Source organism: Rossellomorea sp. KS-H15a (genome assembly GCF_024195245.1).
In the GTDB taxonomy this organism is placed as follows: domain Bacteria; phylum Bacillota; class Bacilli; order Bacillales; family Bacillaceae_B; genus Rossellomorea; species Rossellomorea vietnamensis.
Genome location: NZ_CP096886.1, coordinates 2,065,648 through 2,089,246 on the forward strand (window position 1 = coordinate 2,065,648; position 23,599 = coordinate 2,089,246).

25 protein-coding genes are annotated in these 23,599 nt (G+C 42.1%); 18 read left to right on the top strand and 7 right to left on the bottom strand.

Features of this window, described 5'->3' with window-relative positions; translation table 11 throughout:
- Window positions 1–232 precede the first annotated feature (232 nt).
- The 7 genes from M1J35_RS10615 to pepF all read left to right on the top strand — a co-directional run bounded on the left by M1J35_RS10615 (window position 233) and on the right by pepF (window position 8,741).
- Window positions 233–1,384, top strand: coding sequence for a putative glycoside hydrolase (locus M1J35_RS10615; RefSeq protein WP_371928755.1), 1,152 nt, complete (start codon window positions 233–235; stop codon window positions 1,382–1,384).
- A gap of 293 nt (window positions 1,385–1,677) precedes the next feature.
- Window positions 1,678–2,250 carry a GNAT family N-acetyltransferase gene (locus tag M1J35_RS10620; RefSeq protein WP_254653596.1) on the top strand — a complete coding sequence of 191 codons (573 nt, stop codon included), beginning with the start codon at window positions 1,678–1,680 and terminating at the stop codon, window positions 2,248–2,250.
- A 297-nt stretch (window positions 2,251–2,547) separates the two neighbouring features.
- Entirely contained in the window at window positions 2,548–2,943 is a 396-nt protein-coding gene (spxA, locus tag M1J35_RS10625) for a transcriptional regulator SpxA (protein WP_032089161.1), read from the top strand.
- Window positions 2,944–3,277: 334 nt separating this feature from the next.
- Window positions 3,278–3,949, top strand: a complete 672-nt coding sequence (gene mecA, locus M1J35_RS10630; protein ID WP_034763461.1) for an adaptor protein MecA — start codon at window positions 3,278–3,280, stop codon at window positions 3,947–3,949.
- Between the two features lie 105 nt (window positions 3,950–4,054).
- Complete coding sequence (cls, locus tag M1J35_RS10635; protein WP_254653597.1) at window positions 4,055–5,560, top strand: cardiolipin synthase; 1,506 nt, start codon at window positions 4,055–4,057, stop codon at window positions 5,558–5,560.
- Window positions 5,561–5,650: 90 nt separating this feature from the next.
- Entirely contained in the window at window positions 5,651–6,829 is a 1,179-nt protein-coding gene (locus tag M1J35_RS10640; RefSeq protein ID WP_254653598.1) for a competence protein CoiA, read from the top strand.
- Between the two features lie 88 nt (window positions 6,830–6,917).
- On the top strand, window positions 6,918–8,741 hold the full coding sequence (gene pepF, locus M1J35_RS10645) for an oligoendopeptidase F (RefSeq protein WP_254653599.1): 1,824 nt from the start codon (window positions 6,918–6,920) through the stop codon (window positions 8,739–8,741).
- Between the two features lie 92 nt (window positions 8,742–8,833).
- Here pepF and M1J35_RS10650 read toward each other — a convergent pair whose 3' ends face one another.
- The 5 genes from M1J35_RS10650 to M1J35_RS10670 all read right to left on the bottom strand — a co-directional run bounded on the left by M1J35_RS10650 (window position 8,834) and on the right by M1J35_RS10670 (window position 12,524).
- The gene (locus M1J35_RS10650; protein ID WP_061810837.1) at window positions 8,834–9,022 is read right to left on the bottom strand and encodes a hypothetical protein; all 189 of its coding nucleotides are present in this window, start codon (window positions 9,020–9,022) and stop codon (window positions 8,834–8,836) included.
- Between the two features lie 280 nt (window positions 9,023–9,302).
- Window positions 9,303–10,169 (bottom strand): ClpXP adapter SpxH family protein, encoded by an 867-nt coding sequence (locus M1J35_RS10655; protein WP_051758461.1) that lies wholly within the window; start codon window positions 10,167–10,169, stop codon window positions 9,303–9,305.
- The gene (locus M1J35_RS10660; RefSeq protein WP_254653736.1) at window positions 10,162–10,563 is read right to left on the bottom strand and encodes a globin domain-containing protein; all 402 of its coding nucleotides are present in this window, start codon (window positions 10,561–10,563) and stop codon (window positions 10,162–10,164) included. The genes M1J35_RS10655 and M1J35_RS10660 overlap by 8 nt, the downstream gene beginning before the upstream one ends.
- Window positions 10,564–11,247: 684 nt before the next feature.
- Window positions 11,248–11,889, bottom strand: a complete 642-nt coding sequence (locus M1J35_RS10665; RefSeq protein ID WP_254653600.1) for a lytic transglycosylase domain-containing protein — start codon at window positions 11,887–11,889, stop codon at window positions 11,248–11,250.
- 47 nt (window positions 11,890–11,936) lie between these two features.
- The gene (locus tag M1J35_RS10670) at window positions 11,937–12,524 is read right to left on the bottom strand and encodes a CYTH domain-containing protein (protein ID WP_254653601.1); all 588 of its coding nucleotides are present in this window, start codon (window positions 12,522–12,524) and stop codon (window positions 11,937–11,939) included.
- Between the two features lie 128 nt (window positions 12,525–12,652).
- On the opposite strand from M1J35_RS10670, the gene M1J35_RS10675 reads away from it, so the two are divergent.
- The 4 genes from M1J35_RS10675 to M1J35_RS10690 are packed head-to-tail and all read left to right on the top strand — an operon-like array spanning window position 12,653 to window position 15,408.
- Window positions 12,653–13,027, top strand: coding sequence for a UPF0738 family protein (locus M1J35_RS10675; RefSeq protein WP_224520444.1), 375 nt, complete (start codon window positions 12,653–12,655; stop codon window positions 13,025–13,027).
- Window positions 13,028–13,046: 19 nt separating this feature from the next.
- On the top strand, window positions 13,047–13,709 hold the full coding sequence (locus tag M1J35_RS10680) for a GTP diphosphokinase (protein WP_224520443.1): 663 nt from the start codon (window positions 13,047–13,049) through the stop codon (window positions 13,707–13,709).
- The gene (locus M1J35_RS10685) at window positions 13,706–14,503 is read left to right on the top strand and encodes an NAD kinase (RefSeq protein ID WP_254653602.1); all 798 of its coding nucleotides are present in this window, start codon (window positions 13,706–13,708) and stop codon (window positions 14,501–14,503) included. The genes M1J35_RS10680 and M1J35_RS10685 overlap by 4 nt, the downstream gene beginning before the upstream one ends.
- A 14-nt stretch (window positions 14,504–14,517) precedes the next feature.
- The gene (locus tag M1J35_RS10690; RefSeq protein WP_254653603.1) at window positions 14,518–15,408 is read left to right on the top strand and encodes an RluA family pseudouridine synthase; all 891 of its coding nucleotides are present in this window, start codon (window positions 14,518–14,520) and stop codon (window positions 15,406–15,408) included.
- 67 nt (window positions 15,409–15,475) lie between these two features.
- Here the strand turns inward: M1J35_RS10690 and prpE are convergent, their stop codons facing one another.
- Window positions 15,476–16,213 carry a bis(5'-nucleosyl)-tetraphosphatase PrpE gene (prpE, locus tag M1J35_RS10695; RefSeq protein ID WP_254653604.1) on the bottom strand — a complete coding sequence of 246 codons (738 nt, stop codon included), beginning with the start codon at window positions 16,211–16,213 and terminating at the stop codon, window positions 15,476–15,478.
- 278 nt (window positions 16,214–16,491) lie between these two features.
- On the opposite strand from prpE, the gene mgtE reads away from it, so the two are divergent.
- The 5 genes from mgtE (at window position 16,492) to M1J35_RS10720 (ending at window position 21,826) form a co-directional block, all read left to right on the top strand.
- On the top strand, window positions 16,492–17,835 hold the full coding sequence (mgtE, locus tag M1J35_RS10700) for a magnesium transporter (protein WP_254653737.1): 1,344 nt from the start codon (window positions 16,492–16,494) through the stop codon (window positions 17,833–17,835).
- 21 nt (window positions 17,836–17,856) lie between these two features.
- On the top strand, window positions 17,857–19,719 hold the full coding sequence (locus M1J35_RS10705; protein ID WP_254653605.1) for a monovalent cation:proton antiporter family protein: 1,863 nt from the start codon (window positions 17,857–17,859) through the stop codon (window positions 19,717–19,719).
- Window positions 19,720–19,829: 110 nt separating this feature from the next.
- A complete protein-coding gene (locus M1J35_RS10710) occupies window positions 19,830–20,315 on the top strand; it encodes a DinB family protein (RefSeq protein ID WP_254653606.1) in 486 nt (161 codons plus the stop codon).
- An 80-nt stretch (window positions 20,316–20,395) separates the two neighbouring features.
- Complete coding sequence (gene fabI / locus M1J35_RS10715) at window positions 20,396–21,172, top strand: enoyl-ACP reductase FabI (RefSeq protein WP_224520438.1); 777 nt, start codon at window positions 20,396–20,398, stop codon at window positions 21,170–21,172.
- A gap of 123 nt (window positions 21,173–21,295) precedes the next feature.
- Window positions 21,296–21,826, top strand: a complete 531-nt coding sequence (locus M1J35_RS10720) for a CotO family spore coat protein (RefSeq protein WP_254653607.1) — start codon at window positions 21,296–21,298, stop codon at window positions 21,824–21,826.
- A gap of 50 nt (window positions 21,827–21,876) precedes the next feature.
- Here the strand turns inward: M1J35_RS10720 and M1J35_RS10725 are convergent, their stop codons facing one another.
- Window positions 21,877–22,368 carry a CotY/CotZ family spore coat protein gene (locus tag M1J35_RS10725; RefSeq protein ID WP_254653608.1) on the bottom strand — a complete coding sequence of 164 codons (492 nt, stop codon included), beginning with the start codon at window positions 22,366–22,368 and terminating at the stop codon, window positions 21,877–21,879.
- A 134-nt stretch (window positions 22,369–22,502) separates the two neighbouring features.
- On the opposite strand from M1J35_RS10725, the gene M1J35_RS10730 reads away from it, so the two are divergent.
- A complete protein-coding gene (locus M1J35_RS10730) occupies window positions 22,503–22,859 on the top strand; it encodes a DUF1360 domain-containing protein (protein WP_224520435.1) in 357 nt (118 codons plus the stop codon).
- 262 nt (window positions 22,860–23,121) lie between these two features.
- On the top strand, window positions 23,122–23,589 hold the full coding sequence (locus M1J35_RS10735) for a sporulation protein (protein WP_034763497.1): 468 nt from the start codon (window positions 23,122–23,124) through the stop codon (window positions 23,587–23,589).
- The last annotated feature ends 10 nt before the right edge of the window (window positions 23,590–23,599 follow it).

Here is a 23,599-nt window from a genome sequence, read left to right on the forward strand (position 1 = left end):
GAGCTTTTTCCGTTGATAACGTCTAAATCCTGATGTGATTCATACTATATATTGAAGAATATTCATTTCCTTGGAAATTTCGACAGACTAGGTGGATTAACCCTTTTCTTTCAAGTTATTTCCTTGTTAGAATAGTATAAGGAGTTACATAATTTACTAGATAGCATACTTAATAGAGGAGAGGTTCATTTTGAAATGGAGTAAGGTAGCGACATCTTTATGTGTAGCCACAATGTGCGTCTTGCCCTTCCAGTCAGCAAGTGCCGCTGAGGATGGTCCGGTGAAACATGAGAAGAGAACATTTGCGATGAGCAAAAAGGAGATTACAAGCCCGGTACCACGATTTGTCTATGATTCAGGACTGAGCTTCGAGTATCCGGATGCGGTAAGAGGGGTATACGTTACAGCACATTCAGCTGGGGGAGCCCGTTTTGATACACTTACAAAATTAATGGATACTACAGATCTTAATGCCATGGTCATTGATATTAAAGATGACGTAGGGAATGTAACATATGAACCGGAAGCGTCTTCCCCTTATGCCAAGGTGGGTCAGCCGTATATCAAAGATCCCAAAGCGATGTTAAAGACCCTGGAAGAAAAGAACATCTATCCGATTGCACGTGTCGTTGTATTCAAGGATACGGTTCTTGCAAATCAACGCCCTGACTTGTCATTTAAGGACGGGGATAAAGTTTGGTCAAATGGTGGAGGGGACTCCTTTGTCAACCCATTCCTCAAAGAAGTATGGGATTATAATGTAGGCATCGCCATTGAAGCAGCAAAAATGGGCTTTCAGGAAATCCAGTTCGATTACGTCCGATTCCCTGAAGGATTTGAGAAGCGTGATGATGAACTCATCTATAATGGAGGGGAATATGCCAAGGAAGACAGTGATAATGTACAGAAACGTGTTCATGCCGTCACTGATTTTGTGGAATATGCCCATAAGAAGCTGGAACCATATGGTGTGAAAGTATCCGTTGATATCTTCGGTTATACGGCAACCCTTCCAGAGGCACCTGGTATCGGTCAGAATTTCTCGAAGATATCTGAACATGTGGATGTCATTTCATCCATGATCTATCCTAGTCATTGGACACCTTACTTCGGAATTGCCAAACCGGATCTACAGCCGTACGAACTGGTAACAGAATACTCGAAGGTGGAGAAAGCGAAAATAGCCGAACTGAAAAATAAGCCGGTCTCAAGACCATGGCTTCAGGATTTCACCGCTTCCTGGCTTGGCAGCGGAAACTATAAATCTTATGGAAAAGCAGAAGTAGAGGCGCAGATCAAGGCGTTGAATGATCAAGGAATCAATGAATTCCTTCTGTGGGATGCAGGTAATTCCTATACGGAAGGCGTCGACTACACTCCTTAATAGAAGAGACTGACCTCTGGAACGTGCAGGTCAGTCTTTTTTTAAAAGGAGAAACCGGCACCGAAACATTGCTTCTCATTTGAAAAAGCGTTGAAATATTGTTATCATTAAAGTATTGGTAAGATTAACCGCTTTCAACCACATCTTCCTCTTCATGGGCAGTACAGCCTGTGATTCCGTACGATTATCCCACGGATAAGACTAACATCTAACATAAACCTATTTTTTCTGAGAATGATAATGGTATCCCGTTAGTCAATGTCACTCAAAAATTCAAATGAAGGAGTAGATCCATGCACTGGTATGAAAAATTAAATCAATATTTCCCTGTAGAGGAAATGAAATCAAAAGAACATCTTGAATCACTGTTAAAAGAAAGAAGCGACATCTATCACAAAGATGAAGGGCCGCACCATGTACTTATGTACGCCGAACTTGAAGACTTTATCTTCATCGATTATCTCTTCGTCTCAAAGGATGCCCGTGGACAGGGCCTGGGCCATAAATTACTCGATAAGTTGAAAGAAAAGAAGAAAGCCATCATTTTGGAAGTCGAACCAGTGGACTATGATGACACTGACACTGAGAAGCGCTTGAAATTCTACAAACGTGAAGGATTCGAACACGCCGTCAGTATTGGGTATGCCCGCCGTTCACTTGCTACAAACGAAATAAATGAAATGGAAATCCTATACTGGGCCCCTCAACATGAATCCGAAGACCTTATCTTCAATTCCATGAAAAAAACATATGAGCTCATTCATACGTATAATGACCACAAATTTTACGGTGCATCTTATCAACCCGTTGACGAAGTGTTAAAGAAGGACGAAGATCGCGATGGGGACGTATTAAAAGATCTTTAAACGAAAGAAAACCTTATTGCCTATTCGCAATAAGGTTTTCTAAATGAAAAAATGGAAATATACAATATCATGTTTAAGCTAAGAGTGTACCGGGTAAACCCATAATAGAAACAGAATTTATAGCTTTGTTAAACCTCTGTACAGGAAATTTGACAAATTAGTTAAAACTATGTTCATAGGGCAGTAATTCATGTATAATACATAATAGAGATTTCTTATTTAAACTAATTTTAATTAACGGCGTTTAAATAAAATACTCTATATTATAAAAATTCCTAAAGGGAGTGTGAATGATTCGTGGTTACATTATTCACTTCACCTAGTTGTACATCTTGTCGCAAGGCAAAAGCTTGGTTAGAAGAGCATGAGATTCCATATACCGAACGCAACGTTTTTTCTGAACCATTAAGCATTGATGAAATCAAAGAAATCCTTCGCATGACTGAGGATGGAACAGATGAGATCATTTCAACCCGTTCTAAAACATTCCAGAAGCTTAATGTTGACCTGGAAACTTTACCACTTCAAGAACTGTTCGAATTGATTCAAAAAAATCCCGGACTGCTGCGACGCCCGATCATCCTTGATGAAAAGCGCCTTCAGGTTGGATACAACGAAGATGAGATCAGACGTTTCCTACCAAGAAAGGTTCGGACATTCCAGCTTCTTGAAGCTCAAAGAATGGTAAACTAAAGTACTCTTTTCCAAGTAGGGGAATATATAAGTAAAAGGGGCTGACCCTTTAAGGAACGTTGCGTCTCCTTTCGGGTCAGTCTCTTTATTTTAGAATAAGTTTTATCACTTGAATTTTCTGCAAATATCCGCTAAAATGTCAAAAACGCCTAGAGGGATTTGTGAGAAAAAAATGGGTGTTAGTTTAATTCCATTTTCTGAGGTTTTATCATAAAATAGAAGTACAAGGTACAAACTAATCTAAATGTATCTTCAATCTTCACCAGCAATAGAGCGTTTTGCTCAGAGGGTGTAGTCCCTTCACTAACATCATGCAAGAAGGGAGAGGTGTTAATTGGAAATCGAACGCATAAACGAAAATACAGTCAAGTTCTATATTTCTTATGGGGATATAGAAGATCGCGGATTTGACCGTGAAGAAATCTGGTATAACCGAGAACGGAGTGAAGAACTCTTCTGGGAAATGATGGATGAAGTTCATCAGGAAGAAGATTTCGGAATTGAAGGACCGCTTTGGATTCAGGTTCAGGCGTTAGATAAAGGGCTTGAAGTCCTTGTTACAAGAGCTCAGGTTTCTAAGGATGGTCAGCGATTCGAGCTTCCTATTCCAGAGGATAAGCTCAAGGAACTTCCTGTCGATGAGCGTATAGAGGAACTATTGGATCAGCATTTCCAAATCAAGCAGGATCAGGATGGGGAAGCTGAAGTAGTTTTGGACTTCACGTTGAAATTCAATGATTTCGAAGATGCGATTTCTCTATCCCATCGGTTGAAAGACATGCCTATGGAACATTTAGAAACAAAGCTGCTTGCATTCGAAGATAAATATTTTATTTATGTTAAATTTTCTGAAGAACACTTTTCAGAAGAAGATATCGATAATACGTTAAGTATTCTGCTTGAATATGCCGATGAATCAAGAATGACCGTTCATCGCCTTGAAGAGTATGGCAAAGTGGTCATCCATGACCATGTCTTTGAGACGTTAAGTGAACACTTTTCGTAAGGATCAATACCGGTTTCATATAGAAATCGGTATTTTTTATATCCACACTTTGTATAAGGGTTTTCTATTTTTGAAACATTAAGCCGGTGGAAGGTGTTACTACATATGAAGAATACGGTAAGGGTCCTCTTATTTTGTGCTGTCCTTGTATTAAGTTATATTTTTTATTTTGATCAGTATCTTTCAGGAATGGTGAAGTATTTTAGTATTGTCTTCACATTTTCCGTCGTTGTCATTGGGTTTCTTATTTTCTTTGAAAATCGTCATCCGGCCCAAACCTTGACATGGCTCGTGGTTTTGGGGGCATTCCCGTTTTTAGGCTTCATTTTTTACTTATTATTTGGGCGGAATTACAGAAAAGAGAAAATGTATAAAAAGAAGTACATTTTGGATCAGGAAACCTATAATAAATTCGAGCCAGGTCCAAAAGAAATAAACGCAGATATGTTTGGCTTATTTCAAGAAAAGCATTTTCAGTTAGCGCAAAGAATCGGGAATAGTGCCATATCCTTTTCCACCGAAACAAAACTGTTGACCAATGGTAACGAAACGTTCGGTGAAATTCTGACGTGGTTAAAGACCGCAAAGCATCATATCCATATGGAATATTATATTGTGCGTCATGACGAAATCGGTAACCAGATTAAGGATATCCTTATTGAACGGGCCAATGATGGAGTCAAAATACGCTTCCTTTACGATGCTGTCGGTGCCTGGCAACTATCAAAGGATTATATAAATGATTTAAAAAATGCAGGTGTAGAAGTCGTTGCGTTCGGACCTGTTAAGATTCCGGTGCTGAATAATAAATTTAACTTTCGGAATCACCGTAAAATCATTGTCATCGATGGGAGTATCGGATTTGTGGGAGGACTCAATATTGGGGATGAATATTTAGGTAAGAATCCACACTTCGGTTTCTGGAGGGACACTCACCTGTTTGTAAGGGGAGAAGGGGTTCGGACCCTGCAGTTGATTTTTCTGCAGGATTGGTATTATATGACGAACGATGATTTCCTGACACCCGGATATTTAAGTCCTGATCCACTTGAAAATGCGAACGACGGCGGAGTTCAGATGATTGCGGGGGGACCCGATAATGAATTGAGCGTTTTGAAGAATATATTCTTCTCGATGATCACCTCGGCGAAAAAGAGTGTGTGGGTGGCATCCCCTTATTTCGTTCCTGATGAAGATATTTTCTCAGCTTTGAAGATTGCCGCTTTAAGTGGTGTGGATGTGAGACTTCTGGTTCCTCATAAACCGGATAAACGGATTGTATTCCATGCTTCCCGCTCTTATTTCCCAGATCTTCTGGAAGCCGGGGCCAGAATATTTGAGTATCAAAAAGGGTTCATGCATAGTAAAATCGTGATTGTAGATGAAGAAATGGCTTCAATCGGAACATCGAATATGGATATGAGAAGTTTTCACTTGAATTTTGAAGTGAATGCGTTTTTGTATAAAACAGAAAGCACTTCCTCTATTGTAAAAGAATATTTACATGACTTGGAGGAATCGGAAGAATTGCAGCTGGAAGAATTTCAGAAGCGGCATCTGGGATACAGGATCTTGGAATCCACTTCCCGCCTGATGTCTCCTTTGTTATAGAGTGAAGCCCTCAAGCACTTTTTGCTTGAGGGCTTTGTTTATGCAGGATTTTTACTATTTATGTCGAATGGTAACAAAAGGAGGTGTTCTATGTTAACAGCATTACTCAACCGGCAAGCATTTACCACCATCCATTATTCCAGGGAGGAATTAAGAGGGTTAAGAAAGAAAGGTGCCTCATTTATCTGTCCCCATTGTTCTTCACCGTTGACAATGAAAATCGGTAGCCGCAACATACCCCATTTTGCCCATATCTCCCATGCAGATTGCGAGTTAGTAAGGGGGGAGACCCCGCAACATCTATTAAGTAAGCAGTTATTATACGACAGGATCAGCTCCCTCTATACAAGGGTGAGTCTCGAACATTCCATTAAAGGGCTTAAGCAAGTCGCGGATATTTATGTGAAAACAGATACGGCAGAGATCGCCATCGAGATTCAGTGTTCAAGCATACCGATTTCTGAAATAGTGCGACGCACATATGGTTATCATCGACAGGGGATCACCCCCTTATGGATCCTGACACAGCCCCTTAAGTCGAAGAAGCTCCTGAGTCTAACGACCTTCCAACAAGCATTCATCCGATACTCTCCACATCTGGATTATTTTATCCTTCATTTTCTTCCTGATAGAAGCATCTTTCAACTCTACCCTCATCTCCTTCCGGTTTCCGCCACGGCATTTATGAGTGCAGCACCCATCATCATCCCCGTTTCGGAGTTCACACTTCCTCCTTCCATTCCGAATGTTTCCGTTCTTCATCCCGCCTTTTTATCCCATTGGTACGATTTTAGAACGAAATGGATATACAACAAAATTCACTATAATAAAGCAAGAACAGATGTGTTTTTAAGGGAAGTGTACGGCGAAGGGGATACGTTTTTATATTTGCCCCTGTATATTGGCATCCCTGTCATTCCCCATGGCATTCATATCAGAAATCACGAAGTGGAATGGCAATATTACGTATGGAAAGATTGTTTGAAAGGGGATGCGATTTCAGAGGAAAATGTGTGCAGGGTGCTGGATAGAAGAATTGCAAAAGGCCATATCGAGCTGCGTTCCCTTCCTCTCCTAAAAATCGATGAAGAGATAAAGAGAATCGCAAGCGGGTATTTACGTTTACTTGAAGAGTTGCAGGTTCTCAGGAAAATAAATGATATGTATCAACTCACTGAGCCCTGGAGCTGCCCGGATCATTTTTCAGCCTACGAACAGCATAAACATGATTTTTTTCCTAGATGGAAGCATATATTAAAAAAGCTGTAAGAAAGATTGTATTGTTGCAGGAAAATGGTAGATGAGAGAGAATGTAACTATAAGGAATTTTCTGTAGATTTCAGAATGGAGGATGTATATGTCAAAAGATACAGCTACTAAAAGTCTGCCTGGAAGAAAAGAGGTAGATGAAACGTTAACGTGGAGATTGGAAGATATTTTCGAAAGTGATGATGCGTGGGAGAAAGAATATAAAGAAATCCAAGGAATGACAAAGAGGGCAGACGAATTTAAGGGAACACTGGGTGATAGTGCAGATCAGCTTTATAAAGCATTTGCCTTCCAGGATGAAATAATGGAACGTATGGGTAAGGTGTATACATATTCTCATATGCGCTATGACCAGGATACGACCAATTCCTATTATCAGGGTCTTGATGACCGTGCCAAAAGTCTTTATACACAGTTAGGGAGTAAGTTTGCTTATTTGGTACCGGAAGTTCTATCGATTGACGAAGAGAAGCTGAATGGTTTCCTTGAAGAGAAGGATGAACTGAAAAAGTATAAGCATGCTTTAGAGGAAATCAATCTTCAGCGTCCGCATGTTCTCTCCGCTGAAGAAGAAGCACTTTTGGCCCAGGCGTCTGAAGTGTTCAGTGCTGCAAGCAATACATTCGGCATGTTGAATAACGCAGACCTTGAGTTTCCGAGCATCAAAGATGAAAATGGGGAAGAAGTGGATATCACACACGGTCGTTTTATCCGATTCCTGGAGAGCAGCGATCGCCGTGTCCGGGAAGAAGCCTTTAAAAAGGTCTATGAAACGTACGGGAAATTTGAAAACACATTCGCCTCAACGTTAAGCGGAGCGGTGAAGAAAGATAATTTCGTCGCAAACGTCAGGCATTACGATTCGGCGAGACATGCGGCATTATCCAATAACAATATTCCTGAAGAAGTGTATGATAACCTTGTCGCTACGGTGAATAAAAACCTTCATCTCCTTCAGCGTTATGTCAAGCTTCGTAAGAAAGTGCTGGGTCTGGATGAGGTTCATATGTATGATTTGTATACCCCACTCGTGAAGGAAGTCAAAATGGACATAAGCTATGACGAAGCACAGAGCATGATCCTCGACGGACTAAAGCCACTGGGTGAGGAGTATGCCAATGTACTGAAAGAAGGATTTGAGAATCGCTGGGTGGACGTGGTCGAAAATAAAGGAAAGAGAAGTGGTGCCTACTCATCCGGGGCATACGGTACCAATCCTTATATCCTCATGAATTGGCAGGATAATGTAAACAATCTGTTCACACTGGCCCATGAATTCGGTCACAGTGTCCATAGTTACTATACGCGCAGTTCCCAACCTTACACGTACGGTCATTATTCCATCTTTGTGGCAGAAGTCGCTTCCACTTGCAATGAAGCATTATTAAATGATTATCTGTTAAATACGATCGATGATGAGAAGAAAAGATTGTACCTGTTGAATCATTATCTTGAAGGATTCAGAGGGACTGTTTTCCGTCAGACGATGTTTGCTGAATTCGAGCATCTTATCCATAAGAAAGCCCAGGAAGGAGAAGCGCTGACTTCGGAGTTCCTCACCAAACAGTATTATGAGTTGAATAAGAAGTATTTCGGGGAAGACATTTCGATTGATGAAGAGATTGGATTGGAATGGGCTCGTATCCCCCATTTCTATTACAATTATTATGTATATCAATATGCTACAGGCTTCTCTGCAGCAACGGCCCTTAGTCAACAGATCCTGGAAGAAGGCGAGCCTGCAGTGGAACGCTACATCGATTTCCTTAAAGCTGGAAGTTCCGATTACCCGATTGAAGTATTGAAGAAAGCAGGGGTGGATGTGACAACATCCAAACCGGTGGAAGATGCTTGTAAGGTCTTTGAAGAAAAGCTGAATGAAATGGAAGAACTGCTTGAAAAATTGCAATAAATAGTGACGATTACAAAATGAAACACCCTTCCTGAAGGTAACCTTTCAGGAGGGGTGTTTTTTATTGACACCTGATTATATAGGTCCGTCCCTCATTTCATGGATTTGAATCCCCTGAAGCGGTTACGGTTTCCCAGTGAGTGGAAGAAGAGGAGAAGGGAGAGAAAGAGGATGGGGGATGTGATATACACTGGTACCAGGTGCATAAGTCCAAGGATATTTATGAAGAAACTGATCACGATCAGTAGAAGGAGGATCCCATATTTCATTTTTGAGAGCATAGTCATTCCCTCCGAGCATTGTCTTATTACCATGTATATGAAGGGGAAATGGAGAACATGAATCGATTTTGACAATATTGTGAAATACCATACAAACAACTTGCCAATACAAGTGGATACGTGATATATTATCAGTGTGAAGTTGATCACAAGCAAACATATACCCCTTTGTTTGACCGTGAAAAATTTCTCCCATCCCCTTTGTTCGTATTGAAAAACCGATGTTGGAAACAACATCGGCTTTTCTTGTTTATAAGGCTGTTTAATTATATTGAAATAATTATTGACTGATATATTTCCAAAAGGTTCCGTGCTTTGCAGGGAGCTTTTTCACTTTTTGCTGAAGTGTCCATTTCTTCATTTGTTTCTCTACTTCTTCTACCGATAAATCGTACACAACGGCTATTTCCTTCGATGCGACAACCCGATAATACTTCATGAATACATCCAGTGGAGGCAATGGCTGTTTTTCCGGCTTTGTCGCAAGCATTTCTTCAATGATGTGTACGTATACCTCATAGGAATACAATCCTGTAATCTTTAGTCCCTCATCTTCAATATTCTCATTGAAGAAGACAAGTGTCGGAATTTCCTCAACTTCCATTTCAGACGTGATTTTGACATCACATTGAAAAGCTTTGGATGCGGAAGAAGAGTTGATATCGTTCATGAATTCCGTGAGATCAAGCTTGGCTGCCTGTGCGCATTCCTTCAGTACCTCGATATTGGAGATGTCTTGTTTCTGAAGAAATAATCGTTCTTGTAAAAAACGTAAAAAGCGAATCCCTGAGTGCTTTCCTTGAAGTTCTGCCGCTTTAATGGCGAATGAAGCGAGATAGGGTGAATCAATCGGATTCTCAATCCACAGGCTCCCGTCACAGGACATACCGGAGCGACTCGCTGTTTTATCCCATTGCTGTGCCAGATCTTCCTTCTTCCGTTTTGTCGCCAGGTTCAATGAGGCGAGCTGTCCGCTTAGAATATAGCGGATCCGGAAGTATTGTCCATACTCAATGTGCAATTTCTTTAAGATTGGTTCAAGAGCCCAGCATTCCGGGCAAAGAGGGTCAACAAACATATATATTTCCAGAGGTTTCTTGTCACGCCCACACCCTTTCAGGTGATGCCAGCTAGTTGTTCTAGTCAATGGAAGAACCCTTGGGTGTTTCAGTATTTACCATATGATGGGCGGTTAATACAAGTTTGTGAAAAAAGTCATCCCTTACAGGACCCTCTAGGTTGACCTCATCCATTGCATCATGCATACAACTTAACCAAGCCTTAGCCCGTGACTCTGTGATGGGAAAGGGGAGGTGCCTTGCACGCAGCATGGGGTGTCCGTGTTCTTCTGTATAAAGAGCCGGTCCACCTAAATATTGAGTTAGGAATTGTTTCTGTTTACGAGCTGTCTCGGTTAAATCATCCGGAAAGATCGGTGATAACTCAGGATGATTTGATACTCTATTATAAAAGGCTTCAACGAGCATGGAGAGTTTCTTTTCGCCGATAAGATTATAAGGCATTTGTGGTTTCTCGACCATAAGAATGACTCCTTTTTCCTTAGATTGTATGTTCATTCTAGCAAGCATTCTTTCATATCTCAAACAAATCGCCTTACATCAACTGATTATTCCTAAATTAGTGTAGCCCGCTTTTGTCACTCTATTCCCAAATCCCATGAAATAGTGGGAAATAGGGCTGAAGAGTCAATCAGGGTCGATTGGACCATCTGTGTGATTTGAAAAAGCTCTATTCACACAAAATTTTTTTCTTACATAGCAACTGCGAAAGCTCTGTCTATGAGTAAGTGTGGTAGATGGTGAGGGGAACGGCTTCGCTTTCCGGCGGACGAACGGCCGAGCCTCCTCAGCTTCGCTTCCGGGGTCTCGGCACGCCCGTTTTTCCGCAGGAGTCTACGCCGTTCCCCTCACCATCTTGAAGTGATACCGTGACAGAGCTTACTAGTAAAAACATTAATAAATATGGATCTTATTATCACTCGGTTCAAAAAGATATTTTATCGATGGATATGCTGGTTGATTAGCCCCTCATTCCCATAAAGTTGATTGAAGACGAGGAGGCTCACCGCCAGCCCCGCGGAAAGCGAGCACATGCAGCGGAAATCAACCACCACTTGCTACTTTAGCAATAAAGAATACTATTATAGAGACTATAAAAAAAGCGGGCCTGCAATGAGGCCTGCTTTTTGAATGAGGACGGGATCGTTAGGCAAAATAGCGATCCGTCACTTTTTTTACATAGGAAGTGGTTTCTTTGAACGGTGGAATACCGTTGTATTTATCAACGTTTCCGGGACCTGCATTGTAGGCAGCCAGTGCAAGGTGGATGTCTCCATTGTACTTATCGAGCATTTGCTTTAAATATTTTGTACCGGCAAAAACATTCTCTTCCGGATCGAATACATTGTTGACCCCAAGTCCTCGTGCGGTGCTCGGCATGAGCTGCATCAATCCGGTGGCGCCTGCAGGGCTGACGGCATCCGGATTGAAATTGGACTCCTGTTTAATGACGGCTTGAATCAATTTTTTTGGAATGGCATAGTGATCCGCTGCCCGGCTGATGATTTCATCGATCTCCTCCGGGGCATTCCAGTTCGACTTGTTTAGAGCCGAAAGGGGATTGATGCCTATAGGGACCGAACTGCCGGATTGGGTCAGGAGGGCTCCATTGACGGCTCCAAGTGTTTGATTCCAATCTATATTTTGTTGGCTTGGTTGTAGGGCACTTGTTAATAATTGTTGAAATAAATCATTCGATTGACCGGTTGTATCCTGGAAAGAAGATACGGACCCGAGACTGTTCAAGGCTTGAAGCTCCATCATCGTTCTCAACTGTTGGACATTCATATATTTGACTCCTCTTTAATAAAACGCTTATTCCTATTCTATATCGGTCATGATCGATCCTGTTTTAATTTCTCCAAGTAAAAACGTTTGATTTTATTATCTGTCTGACGAAGTGGGATCTGATGCTGGTCGAGTAATTCCAGGAATATAACTTCGCCTGATGTACGTTCTTTCACTTCATATTCGAGCTCATAGTCTTCCTTTTGCAGGTAAGAACTATGGTCGAAAACAAGGAGACCATCCCTGTAAGGGATTTCAACCCTGCTGGTTGAGAGTGTCCCGAAGTGTTGCAGGGACTCATAAGAGATGGAAAGGGAGTTCAGCACATCTCTGACTTCACCTTCCGGGAATAGCCCATCATGTAAAAGGGAATACGATTGGTCTTTGGATAAGGGTTGATTCGTCTCCAGGAGATCTTCTTTCAAAGGGGTCTTTAACGTCAACGTATACGTCCCGTTTTTCTCGCGGATCCGGAGGGCAGACTGCATCTCCTTTAACTGATAATCTTGTGTATCGAAATAATGATTATCCTGAGAAATGAAATCTTCCTCCTTTATATGAAAATGTGAAGTCAATCGGTTGAATTCTTCTTCTGTTACAAGATTCTTAAACTCAATTTCAATTTCCTGTGCCATTACAAGCATCCTTTCCTTGCATACTTCCTCTATTATCTCTTTAATAAAAGGGAACTTCAATATTTAGATGAAATGGTTTTCTTATGTTAAAATGATACTGATTGTTTAATGGAAGGATGAAGAAAAGCATGAGGAAAATTGTTCAATTTAACCACACAACTTATGAAAAAGGGACATTATATTTACATACGGACCAGTCGGAGCTCTTAAAAGGTACAACGGCGGCAGGTCAAATCATTGCAGATTCCGATCGCTATGCTTTCGTATACTTAGCTGAAAATGAAGAGGAATATGTATACTTATATTTGGAAGAGTCAATCTGGCCGGAAATAAAAAAAGCCCTTCATGAAAAAGCGGCAGTAGTGGCAAAAAGTGAAAAAGATTCACTGGAATTAACTCAATTCATAGAAGAGCTTGAGTATCTCATAGATAATATAGAAGGAAACGGGAACTACGGTGACGAAATGGTTAATAAGGTAGAGAACGTATTTCTTGAAAAGTAGGCGTTTAGAGGTGAGGGGAATGAATCACTGGGAACAATTTTTGGCTCCCTACAAGCAGGCGGTTGATGAATTAAAGATTAAGCTTAAGGGGATGAGGGGAGAATATGAACTTCATAACACTCATTCTCCCATTGAATTCGTAACTGGCAGAGTTAAACCGATTGCGAGTATCCTTGATAAAGCAAATCAAAAAGGAATCAAGCTATCCAACATTGGAACAGAATTGCAGGACATCGCAGGACTAAGGATGATGTGTCAATTTGTAGAGGATATCCATGTGGTGGTGGAAAAGCTCCGGGGACGCAAGGACTTTACGATTATTGAAGAACGGGACTATGTGACCCACAAGAAACAAAGCGGCTACCGTTCTTATCATGTCGTCATCGACTATCCGGTACAAACGATCCACGGTGAAAAGAACATCCTGGTGGAAATTCAAATCCGTACGCTTTCGATGAATTTCTGGGCTACGATTGAACATTCGTTGAATTATAAGTACAGTGGCCAAATTCCTGATCAGATCCGTCACCGTTTGCAAAGTGCTGCCGAAGCGGCATTCAGGCTGGATGAAGAAATGAGTTTGATTCGTGAAGAAATCCAGGAAGCCCAGGTCATTTTCACAAACAAAAAGGAAAAAGACCAGCGTGGCTCGGAACCTAAACAGCAGGGGGTAAATGAATGAAGTTCGCTATTACATCAAAAGGTGATTCCAAGTCCAATACACTGATGCATAAAATGAGAACATATCTCCAGGATTTCAACTTGACCTATGATGATGATCAACCCGATATCGTCATTTCAGTCGGTGGGGACGGTACACTGCTATATGCGTTTCACCGCTATAGATCAAGGCTTGATAAGACGGCCTTTGTGGGTGTACATACGGGTCACCTCGGCTTTTATGCAGACTGGGTGCCGGAAGAAATCGAGAAACTTGTCATTGCCATCGCCAAGACACCCTATCAGATCATTGAATATCCACTGTTGGAAACGATTATCCGTTATCAGCATGGTGGAAAGGAAACACGCTATCTTGCATTGAATGAATCAACGGTCAAGAGCGTCGAAGGTACCCTGGTCATTGATGTGGAAATCCGGGGACAGCATTTTGAACGGTTCAGGGGCGACGGATTATGTCTGTCCACTCCTTCAGGCAGTACGGCATATAATAAGGCGCTGGGAGGGGCAATCATTCACCCGTCCTTACCCGCCATCCAATTCGCTGAAATGGCTTCCATCAATAATCGGGTGTTCCGTACAATAGGATCGCCCCTTATTTTACCTGCACATCATACATGCATGCTGAAGCCTGTGAATGGACCGGACTTCCTGGTCACGATTGATCATCTCTCCCTCCTTCATAAAGACGTTAAAAGCATTCAGTATCGTGTCGCAGATGAGAAAATCCGCTTTGCACGCTTTCGTCCTTTCCCGTTCTGGAAACGGGTGCATGATTCATTTGTAGCGGATGAATAAAGGAGAATGGTAAGGTGAAGGGATATACGCTAAAATGGTGCATCCCTTCAACCTATGAAGGGATGCCGATGAGAGATTTTCTGATCGATCAGCAATTGTCAAAGCGTACATTGACGGCAGTCAAGTTTGACGGAGGAAGGATCACCATCAATGGAAAAGAAGAAAATGTCCGGCATCCACTTACTACAGGGGATCTTCTTGAGGTGAGATTTCCTGTAGAAAGAACAAGTGAAACGTTGGTGGCAGAAAAGATCCCCCTCTCAATCGTTTACGAAGATGATGATGTGCTCGTTGTGGACAAACCGTGGGGGATGAAAACGATCCCCACGAAAGAAGAGCCGACAGGAAGTCTTGCAAATGCACTATTAGGATATTTCAATCGAATGGACCTCGCCTCAACGGTACACATCGTTACCCGATTGGATAAAGACACGTCTGGACTGGTACTCGTGGCAAAACACCGCCACGTTCATCATCTCTTCAGCCTTCAGCAGAAGGAAAGGGAGATCAATCGGACATATGAGGCCTTTGCAGAAGGGGTTATGAAGGGATCGGGGTCGGTAGAAGAACCGATCGGAAGGAAATCCGACAGCATTATTGAAAGAGAAGTGCGGTCGGATGGACAATATGCCCTGACTAATTACAGGGTGGAGAAGCAGTTCCCTGAATTTGCGCAACTGGAATTGAAACTTGAAACAGGAAGGACCCATCAGATCCGAGTTCACCTTTCTTTCTTAGGACATCCTCTTGCGGGAGATGACTTATATGGCGGAAGTATTAAACTGATAGGCAGACAGGCCCTTCATTGTAAAAGACTGCACTTTTTCCATCCGATTATGAAAAAATGGATGAGCTTGGAGTGCCCCATGCCCGATGATATGAGGAGGCTGCTTGATAGACAGTAAGAGATCCCTTTCAGGTAAACTGAAAGGGATCTCTTTTTGATAATGATGATATTGACCGCAGGAAGACTCATTCAATTTCCCGAAATTTCTCCGCCACGAAAGGCATCCTTGATGCTGCACTCACTACTTCCAGTTCAGGGTATCTAAATGCCGTGAGCATACCGCCAAACACGGCTCCCGTATCGATGTTGGCCGTTTTATTTATGAGGCGTGCTTCTTTCACAGGGGTGTGGCCGTATACGATCCATGCTTCGCCTTGATAATCACGTGCCCAGTCTTTTCTTACCGGGGTACCGTCATCGTTTTTTTCTCCCGTTATGTCTCCGTAAAGGACGAAGGTTTTGACACGGTTCGATTGTTTTCCGATTAGTTCTTCTTTGATGCCTGCATGGGCAATGATCAGCTTCCCTTTATCCAATACATGGTATAGAGGGGATTGTTCATATAATTCGATGAACATATCCCGATAGCGATTTCTTTCCTTTTGAGTGAGGGCACTCAGTTCCGCCACGGTTGTTTCAAGGCCGTGAAGTATTTTCACGTTGTTCCCTAAAAAATAACGGTACAGCTTATTGCAATGGTTCCCAGGGACATAGTAAACAGTATCTTTTTTTAAAAGGCTGTATACTGTTGAGATCGTCTCCAGGGAGTGATGTCCCCGATCAGTCAGGTCTCCCACAAAACCAAGTTTCCTTCCAAGGGGATGAACAGGAAGGCCGCTGCCCCATTCATACCCAAGCTTTTTCGTCAACTCTCTAAATTCCGTAAAACAGCCATGCACATCACCGATAATATCCATTTTCATTGAAATCCCACTCCCTTACCTGCCTTTTTCCTTTTCTTTTCCCGTATTTTATGACATATTAATGATTCAGCAATTCCTGCATGTATGATTCGTCTGGCATTAGTATTGCATATTAAAGCAAAGGAATACATAGATGGTTATGATTTCATAAGAGACAATTATGTTGAGATTTGCTAGTATTATTACGACTATATTCAATCAATTTATGAAGGAGGGTGGATTGGATGTCTGAGGTAACTCAAGAACAGGAGAATGAAAGGGATAAGCAGGAAAAGGAAATGTATGATGAAGACCTTCTCACCAGAGCCCTTCAGGAAGAAGATCTGGATTTATTTCGTTCCGAATTTGTTCAATTACACTCTTATGATCAGGCAAAGTTTTTCTCTAAAATAGATGAAGACTTACGAAGCAGGCTGTATCATTATCTTTCACCGGAAGAAATGGCGGAGCTTTTTGAAAGCCTGGATATAGATGAAGAAGATTATCAGGATATCCTGGCTGAAATGAATCCTACATACGCAGCCGAAATGCTCTCTAATATGTATGCCGATGACGCAGTGGATGTCTTGAATGAGCTGGATAAAGATCAGGTTGTCAGTTATTTGACCATCATGAATGATGAATCGGCTAAAGAGATTAAAGAGTTACTGCATTATGAAGAATACACAGCTGGTAGTATCATGACCACTGAGTTCGTGGCCATTTCAAAGAATCAGACGGTCAGGTCTGCCATGTATATATTGAAAAATGAAGCACCGAATGCTGAAACGATTTACTATATCTATGTGGTGGATGATGATAAAAAGCTTGTAGGGGTCATATCTCTTAGAGATTTGATCATCAGCCATGATGATGTGATGATCGGTGAAATTATGAGTGGCCGGGTCATGTCTGTCGGTGTCAGCGAAGATCAGGAAGCCGTCGCACGACAGATGAAGGATTACGACTTCCTTGCCCTGCCGGTTGTTGACTTTCAACATCACCTGCTAGGGATCATTACGGTAGATGACATCATGGACGTCATGGAAGAAGAGGCGTCCGATGACTACTCTAAGCTTGCCGGTATCGCCGATTTAGATTCCATTGACAGAAGCCCTATAAATGCAGCCAAGAAGCGTCTCCCGTGGCTCATCGCCTTACTATTTCTCGGAATGTTCACTGCCAGCCTCATCGGCAGATTTGAAGATACATTGGATAAAGTGGCCATCCTTGCCGTGTTTATTCCACTGATTGCCGGAATGGCTGGAAATACTGGAACGCAGGCCCTTGCGGTTGCCGTAAGGGGGATTGCGACAGGGGACCTTGAAAAGGAAAACAAGATGTCCCTTGTCTTTCGTGAAGCGGGAACAGGGCTGATTACCGGGACGACTTGCGGGATTGTGGTCAGCATCATCGTATACGTATGGAAAGGCGAATTCTTTTTAGGGATCCTTGTCGGCGTCTCCGTATTGATTTCACTATTCGTTGCTACCCTCGCAGGTACATTAGTGCCCCTCTTGATGCACAAGTTAAAAGTAGATCCGGCTGTCGCTTCCGGTCCTTTTATCACGACGATAAATGATATCATCAGTACTTTAATCTATCTTGGATTAGCGACGATGTTTATGAATTACCTAATATAGAGAGAAAAGGGGGAAATATGAATGGAACAACATGCATCTGTTGCATCCCTTGTAATCGTAATAATGGTAGCTTTTTTAACTCCCATTTTGCTTCATCGATTCAAGTTGAATTTCATCCCGGTCGTCATCGCAGAGATTATCATGGGATTGGTTATAGGAAAGAGCGGGTTCAACCTCGTCCACCAGGACATGTGGCTTGAGACATTATCTACCCTGGGGTTTATATTCCTCATGTTCTTAAGCGGTCTTGAAATTGACTTCACCGCTTTTTCCGGCGGGAAAAAGAAAAAAGAGCTATTACCAAGTGGGAAAGAAGAACCAAACCGCTTGAAATTGGCCATTCTCATTTTCATCGGTATTTTCTTTGTATCATTGGGATTGTCATATCTGTTTGTCCTGTTTGGACTCATCGATAATGCGTTCTTGATGACGTTGATCATTTCCACGATATCCCTTGGTGTCGTGGTACCTACGCTGAAAGAGGCACATATCACGAAAAGTGCCATCGGGCAGATCATTCTTTTGGTAGCTGTCATCGCAGACTTGGTGACCATGATTTTACTGGCTGTTTTCGTTTCGCTTTATGGAGAAGGACACGGGAATATGTGGCTACTTCTGATCCTTTTTGGTGTAGGTCTGCTATTGTACTTCCTCGCCAAGAGGCTGAAGAATAACCCTTTCATCAAAAGTCTATCGACAGGGACAGTTCAAATCGGTACACGTGCGGTCTTTACCTTGATTATGTTACTGGTGGCCGTGTCAGAGACGGTGGGTGCCGAGAACATTCTGGGAGCTTTCCTTGCCGGTGTACTCGTATCTTTACTTGCACCGAATCAGGAGATGGTTCATAAGCTTGATTCATTTGGATATGGATTTTTGATACCGATCTTCTTTGTGATGATCGGTGTGGAGCTGGACCTTGGGTCACTACTGAGTGACAAGAAAATGCTTTTACTCATCCCATTACTGGTTCTTGCCTTCCTTGTTTCGAAGATCATCCCGGTTTATTTATTAAGGTACTGGTATGATACGAAAACGACGATCGCTTCAGCATTTCTTCTTACGTCAACTTTGTCGTTGGTAATTGCTGCTGCGAAGATCGCAGAAAGAATTGAAATCATCACCCCTCAAATGAGTGGAACGCTTATTCTGGTGGCCGTCATTACGTGTATCATCACACCTATCATCTTTAAAAAGCTTTTCCCACGGGAAAGTGCAAAAGAGAAGAAGCTGAAAATTACGTTCCTGGGTGCCAATCAATTAACCATGCCCGTTTCAAGGGAGCTTCAATCCTCCCTATATGAACCCGTCCTGTATCATACGAAACAGGATAAATCAGATCGAAGTATCGCTGATTCACTGTTCGATATCCACGAAATCGATGATTATGATCTCGGGACACTACAAGAGAAGGAAATCTTTGAATCCGATATCCTCGTGATTTCAACGGGGGATGAAGAGGTTAATGCGACACTTGCAGTGACGGCGAAAGAGTATGGAGTAGGGCGTGTGATTGTAAGGGTGGAGAGCCCTGATTTGCATGAAAGCCTACGTGAACAGGATATTGAAGTATATTCTGTATTCTTATCAACGAAAGCATTATTAAGGGCGCTCATTGAATCACCATCCGTCATGAGCATCCTGACCAATCAAGAAACATCCTTATACGAAATCCGCATGTTGAACAGTCAGTTTGAAGGAATGACACTCCGGAAATTCCCATTCACGGGAGATGTCATCTTCGTACGGATCTTCAGAGGGAAGGATTCCATCGTTCCCCATGGGGATACAGAACTTCATATGAATGACCGCCTGATTGTCACAGGTTCTAAAGAATACGTCGATGAACTCAAACGGGAACTCGAATTCTGTGAATACTGCTAACATGAATCCTGCTTCCCAAGAAACATTTTTCTTGGGAAGTTTTTACTTTATAAAGGAGTATCATGACTTAATCCCTAATAGATAATAAAGGTGAAAAGGAGGAAACCAATATGTGGGAAACCAAAATTGTAGAGATTCGGAAATTGGTGAAGGAAAGTATAAAAGGATTGTCTTATGAGGAATTGAATCAAAAACCTTCCCCCGGGGAGTGGAGCATTGCGCAGATCATCCTTCATCTGGCCGGAGCGGAAACCCGCTTTTTGACTTTGGCCCTTGATTCTGCCGAAAATGAAGGGGTGAGAAGCGATTCCGATGTGGATTTATCGGTATTCGATGATCCATCCCAAAAAATGATAGCGCCGATCGAGCCGTCCACTGATCCACAGACCTTGGACGAGTTGATGAAAGCATTGGATGAATCACGATCCCTCACCACACACTTTCTGGAGAAATACACGAAAGAAGGCTTGGATCGCCTGTCCATGAACCATCACCGATTTGGTAACATGCCGATATGGCAGGTACTCGAGCTTCTCGGGAAACACGAACAGAGGCATCTCTTGCAAATGGAAGATGTGAAAAAGAGAATAAGATAGAAATTTTCTTTTCTTTTAGGGGAGAGTGCGGTAGAATTAGTAGCAGGTACTAATAACATGTATTAATTAGGAGGATAATAATGACTCTTTCATTAAAAGGTAAAACATATGTTGTAATGGGAGTGGCGAATAAGCGAAGTATCGCGTGGGGTATCGCCCGTTCGCTGCATCAATCAGGTGCACGTTTGATCTTTACATATGCAGGTGAGCGTTTTGAAAAAGGTGTCAGGGATTTAGCCGGAACACTGGAAGGCGGAGAAGATTCACTCGTACTTCCATGTGACGTGACGAATGATGAAGACATCGAAAAATGTTTTGCCACAATCAAAAAAGAAGTGGGAACGATTCATGGACTGGCTCACTGTATTGCCTTTGCCAATAAAGAAGAGCTTGCCGGAGATTATATGAATACGACAAGAGACGGTTTCCTGCTTGCTCACAATATCAGCTCCTATTCACTGACTGCAGTGGCAAAAGTGGCTAAGGACCTTATGACTGAAGGCGGAAGCATTGTGAGCATGACGTACTTGGGCGGAGAACGAGTCATGCAGAACTATAATGTCATGGGAGTGGCAAAAGCTTCTCTTGAAGCGAGCGTGAAATATCTTGCGAGCGACCTTGGGAAACACGGTATCCGTGTGAATGCCATTTCTGCAGGTCCGATTCGTACCCTGTCAGCCAAAGGCGTTGGGGACTTCAACAGCATCCTGAAAGAAATCGAAGAGCGTGCTCCACTTCGCCGCAATACGACTCAGGAAGAAGTCGGAGATACGGCAGTATTCCTTTTCAGTGATTATTCAAGAGGGATTACAGGAGAGAACCTTCACGTAGATTCAGGCTATCACGTACTGGGATAATAATATAAAAAACGGCTGTGGGATAAGATTCCCTCAGCCGTTTTTTTTATATTCCATAAACATGAAACCCCTGGGCGCTTTTTGCATACATATAAAAGTGGAGATCAATTAGGAGGTGTCTCAGTGAGAAAAGAGAAAAAAGCGGGGAGAGAACCCCTGCTGTATATAAACCAGCCGAGATTAGAAGAAGTGAAAGGCAATATGCAAGTTACTTACCGATCAGTCAAGAAACCCAAGGCAAAGGAAGAGATTGATAAAAGTAAAAGGATATCAGACTCTGAAACACCATTAAGCCAAGGAACACAAAAAGGTAAATATGTGGATGAGCAGTTATTTTTGGATCAGGGGGAGCACAAGGAAGAACCAAATGTCCAGCCGGCCCCTCCACTTCCGGAACGGAAAACGGCCGCTTCTGTGTTTAGGAAATTAAAGCCTTTTCGTGAATTGAGCATAGAAGAGAAATTAGACTACATTTCTGCAAGCATTTCCGGTAAAGTACCCTTTCCGTGTGAGTTTTCGAATGGTCAGGTGGCGGTGAAAGGAGTCATACTGGAGGACTCGGGGGACGAGGTCACCATCAAAAGTTTTCATGGAGAAGAAGTGAAAATGAGGAAGAATGAAATTCAATCCATCAAGATGATCGGGCTGCAATAAAAAGGAGCCAGGCGGGATACCCGACTGGCTTCTTTGAGTGGAATAACGGATTATTCACATTCTAATTCAACGAATACGTCTTTGATACATTGAATCGCACAGAAGCAATCCAGATCGACCGTGATACATTCTCCAGTTAAAACCCATTGAGTGTTATGGCCCATAGTTTCCATGTCAGACCCGGATCCTGATCCTGATCTTGAACCAGAACCAGTACTATCAGCATAGTCAGGCTTTAATACTTGAAGAGTCGCACAGCAGTTATCGAATACTTCTTTTACCCTGAAAAATGGTGATTTCCAAGGGCATCCTTTGATGTGTGCTTTGAATGTATCACCGTTTTTTAGATATAACTTGAAGATACGAGTGTTTAAACGATCAGCAGGACTCACCATTGCACCCAGTGGCTCTAGGAAACAATCGTGTTTACAATCGTTACACTCCTGGTTTGCTTCGTCTTGAATATCTTTAATAGCACGGACGGCTTGACATACGCAACCACGATTTTTTGAACTATTGTCTTTATCTCTTCCGCAACCCATATAGAAGTTCCTCCTTAAAATGAATTTCATTTACATTACTAACATATTGTCATGTAGGCAATTAGGTAACGGACATCTGCCCTCTTTTGTAAATTTGGGCTTGTATAATTTGTAGAATGAAGGGAGTCTTTCCATTGCAACTTACGTTTATTGAACTGTTCGCTCTCGGCTTAGCCATATTTCGTTTGACCCATCTCATTGTCTTCGATAAGATCACTGAGTTCTTACGAGCTCCATTTTTCGATGAGTATGTTGAAGTGGAAGAGAATGGGGAAGAGGCAATTTATCTTTCTCCCAAAAAAGGTGGTTTGAAGGGGTTTATCGGAGAGTTATTGTCTTGTTATTGGTGTACGGGTATATGGGTATCAGGCTTTCTTTATGGAGGCTATTGCTTTTTTTCATTGTACTTCACTCCACTCATCACCCTATTGGCCGTTGCGGGAATCGCTGCCATCCTGGAAGCTGCGGTACAAAGTTGGAAAACAGACTGAAGCTATAGGTAATTAGTGGAAACAAGCTCGGGTTTCTTCACATATACTAAAAAGGGAATCAGGATAAAGGAGGAAATAAAAAGTGAAGAAACCCTCTACAAATACACAGAAACAAGGAAACTCATCCACTAAGAAAAAAGGGTGCGGCTGTGGGTCAAAAGTGAAAAAAAGCTAAGACTGCTCAAATTGGGCAGTCTTTTTTTCATAAAAATTGACTTTATGAAAAAAATAAAGGTGAGTACAAACAAAAGAGGGGTCTGTCATGAATAAAAAAAGGATCATCATTCCACTTTCATTATGCGTTTTGATTGGATGTGCGAATAAGGAAGATGGAAGCGATAGTAAGATTGCACTTATGAAGAAAACCAATCCGCCCCCCATTGAATTAGTGGACAATCCAGAGACTGACAGTTACGGTCACGCCATCAAAAGGGAAATCTCCAAGATGGAGGAGCTTTATGATGTCGCTGTCATCCAGGGAAAGAAAGAAACGCTCGTTGTTTACAAGGTGAAACACTTGCACAGATTCAAAATGAAAAAGATCGAAAAGAAAATGGACCGCTATTTGGAAGATAAATATCCAAAAGAAGATTTTATATTATCCAGTGACTATAAAATCTTTCTCGAAACCATCCGCTTAAAAGAAAGACTGAAAAATGGGTCAATCTCAAAAAAGGATGCCGAAAAAAGATTCCAGGATATCGTGAAGCTGCAAAAAGAGAAAACGTAGGAGGAATGTT

What these genes read in the sequence shown, in the direction of transcription:
- M1J35_RS10615 (WP_371928755.1), top strand. Translation starts at nt 233, where the DNA reads ATGTGCGTCTTGCCCTTCCAGTCAGCAAGTGCCGCTGAGGATGGTCCG.
- M1J35_RS10620 (WP_254653596.1), top strand. Translation starts at nt 1,678, where the DNA reads ATGCACTGGTATGAAAAATTAAATCAATATTTCCCTGTAGAGGAAATG.
- cls (WP_254653597.1), top strand. Translation starts at nt 4,055, where the DNA reads ATGAAGAATACGGTAAGGGTCCTCTTATTTTGTGCTGTCCTTGTATTA.
- M1J35_RS10640 (WP_254653598.1), top strand. Translation starts at nt 5,651, where the DNA reads ATGTTAACAGCATTACTCAACCGGCAAGCATTTACCACCATCCATTAT.
- pepF (WP_254653599.1), top strand. Translation starts at nt 6,918, where the DNA reads ATGTCAAAAGATACAGCTACTAAAAGTCTGCCTGGAAGAAAAGAGGTA.
- M1J35_RS10650 (WP_061810837.1), bottom strand. Translation starts at nt 9,022, where the DNA reads ATGCTCTCAAAAATGAAATATGGGATCCTCCTTCTACTGATCGTGATC.
- M1J35_RS10660 (WP_254653736.1), bottom strand. Translation starts at nt 10,563, where the DNA reads ATGGTCGAGAAACCACAAATGCCTTATAATCTTATCGGCGAAAAGAAA.
- M1J35_RS10665 (WP_254653600.1), bottom strand. Translation starts at nt 11,889, where the DNA reads ATGAATGTCCAACAGTTGAGAACGATGATGGAGCTTCAAGCCTTGAAC.
- M1J35_RS10670 (WP_254653601.1), bottom strand. Translation starts at nt 12,524, where the DNA reads ATGGCACAGGAAATTGAAATTGAGTTTAAGAATCTTGTAACAGAAGAA.
- M1J35_RS10675 (WP_224520444.1), top strand. Translation starts at nt 12,653, where the DNA reads ATGAGGAAAATTGTTCAATTTAACCACACAACTTATGAAAAAGGGACA.
- M1J35_RS10680 (WP_224520443.1), top strand. Translation starts at nt 13,047, where the DNA reads ATGAATCACTGGGAACAATTTTTGGCTCCCTACAAGCAGGCGGTTGAT.
- M1J35_RS10685 (WP_254653602.1), top strand. Translation starts at nt 13,706, where the DNA reads ATGAAGTTCGCTATTACATCAAAAGGTGATTCCAAGTCCAATACACTG.
- prpE (WP_254653604.1), bottom strand. Translation starts at nt 16,213, where the DNA reads ATGAAAATGGATATTATCGGTGATGTGCATGGCTGTTTTACGGAATTT.
- mgtE (WP_254653737.1), top strand. Translation starts at nt 16,492, where the DNA reads ATGTATGATGAAGACCTTCTCACCAGAGCCCTTCAGGAAGAAGATCTG.
- M1J35_RS10705 (WP_254653605.1), top strand. Translation starts at nt 17,857, where the DNA reads ATGGAACAACATGCATCTGTTGCATCCCTTGTAATCGTAATAATGGTA.
- M1J35_RS10710 (WP_254653606.1), top strand. Translation starts at nt 19,830, where the DNA reads ATGTGGGAAACCAAAATTGTAGAGATTCGGAAATTGGTGAAGGAAAGT.
- fabI (WP_224520438.1), top strand. Translation starts at nt 20,396, where the DNA reads ATGACTCTTTCATTAAAAGGTAAAACATATGTTGTAATGGGAGTGGCG.
- M1J35_RS10725 (WP_254653608.1), bottom strand. Translation starts at nt 22,368, where the DNA reads ATGGGTTGCGGAAGAGATAAAGACAATAGTTCAAAAAATCGTGGTTGC.
- M1J35_RS10735 (WP_034763497.1), top strand. Translation starts at nt 23,122, where the DNA reads ATGAATAAAAAAAGGATCATCATTCCACTTTCATTATGCGTTTTGATT.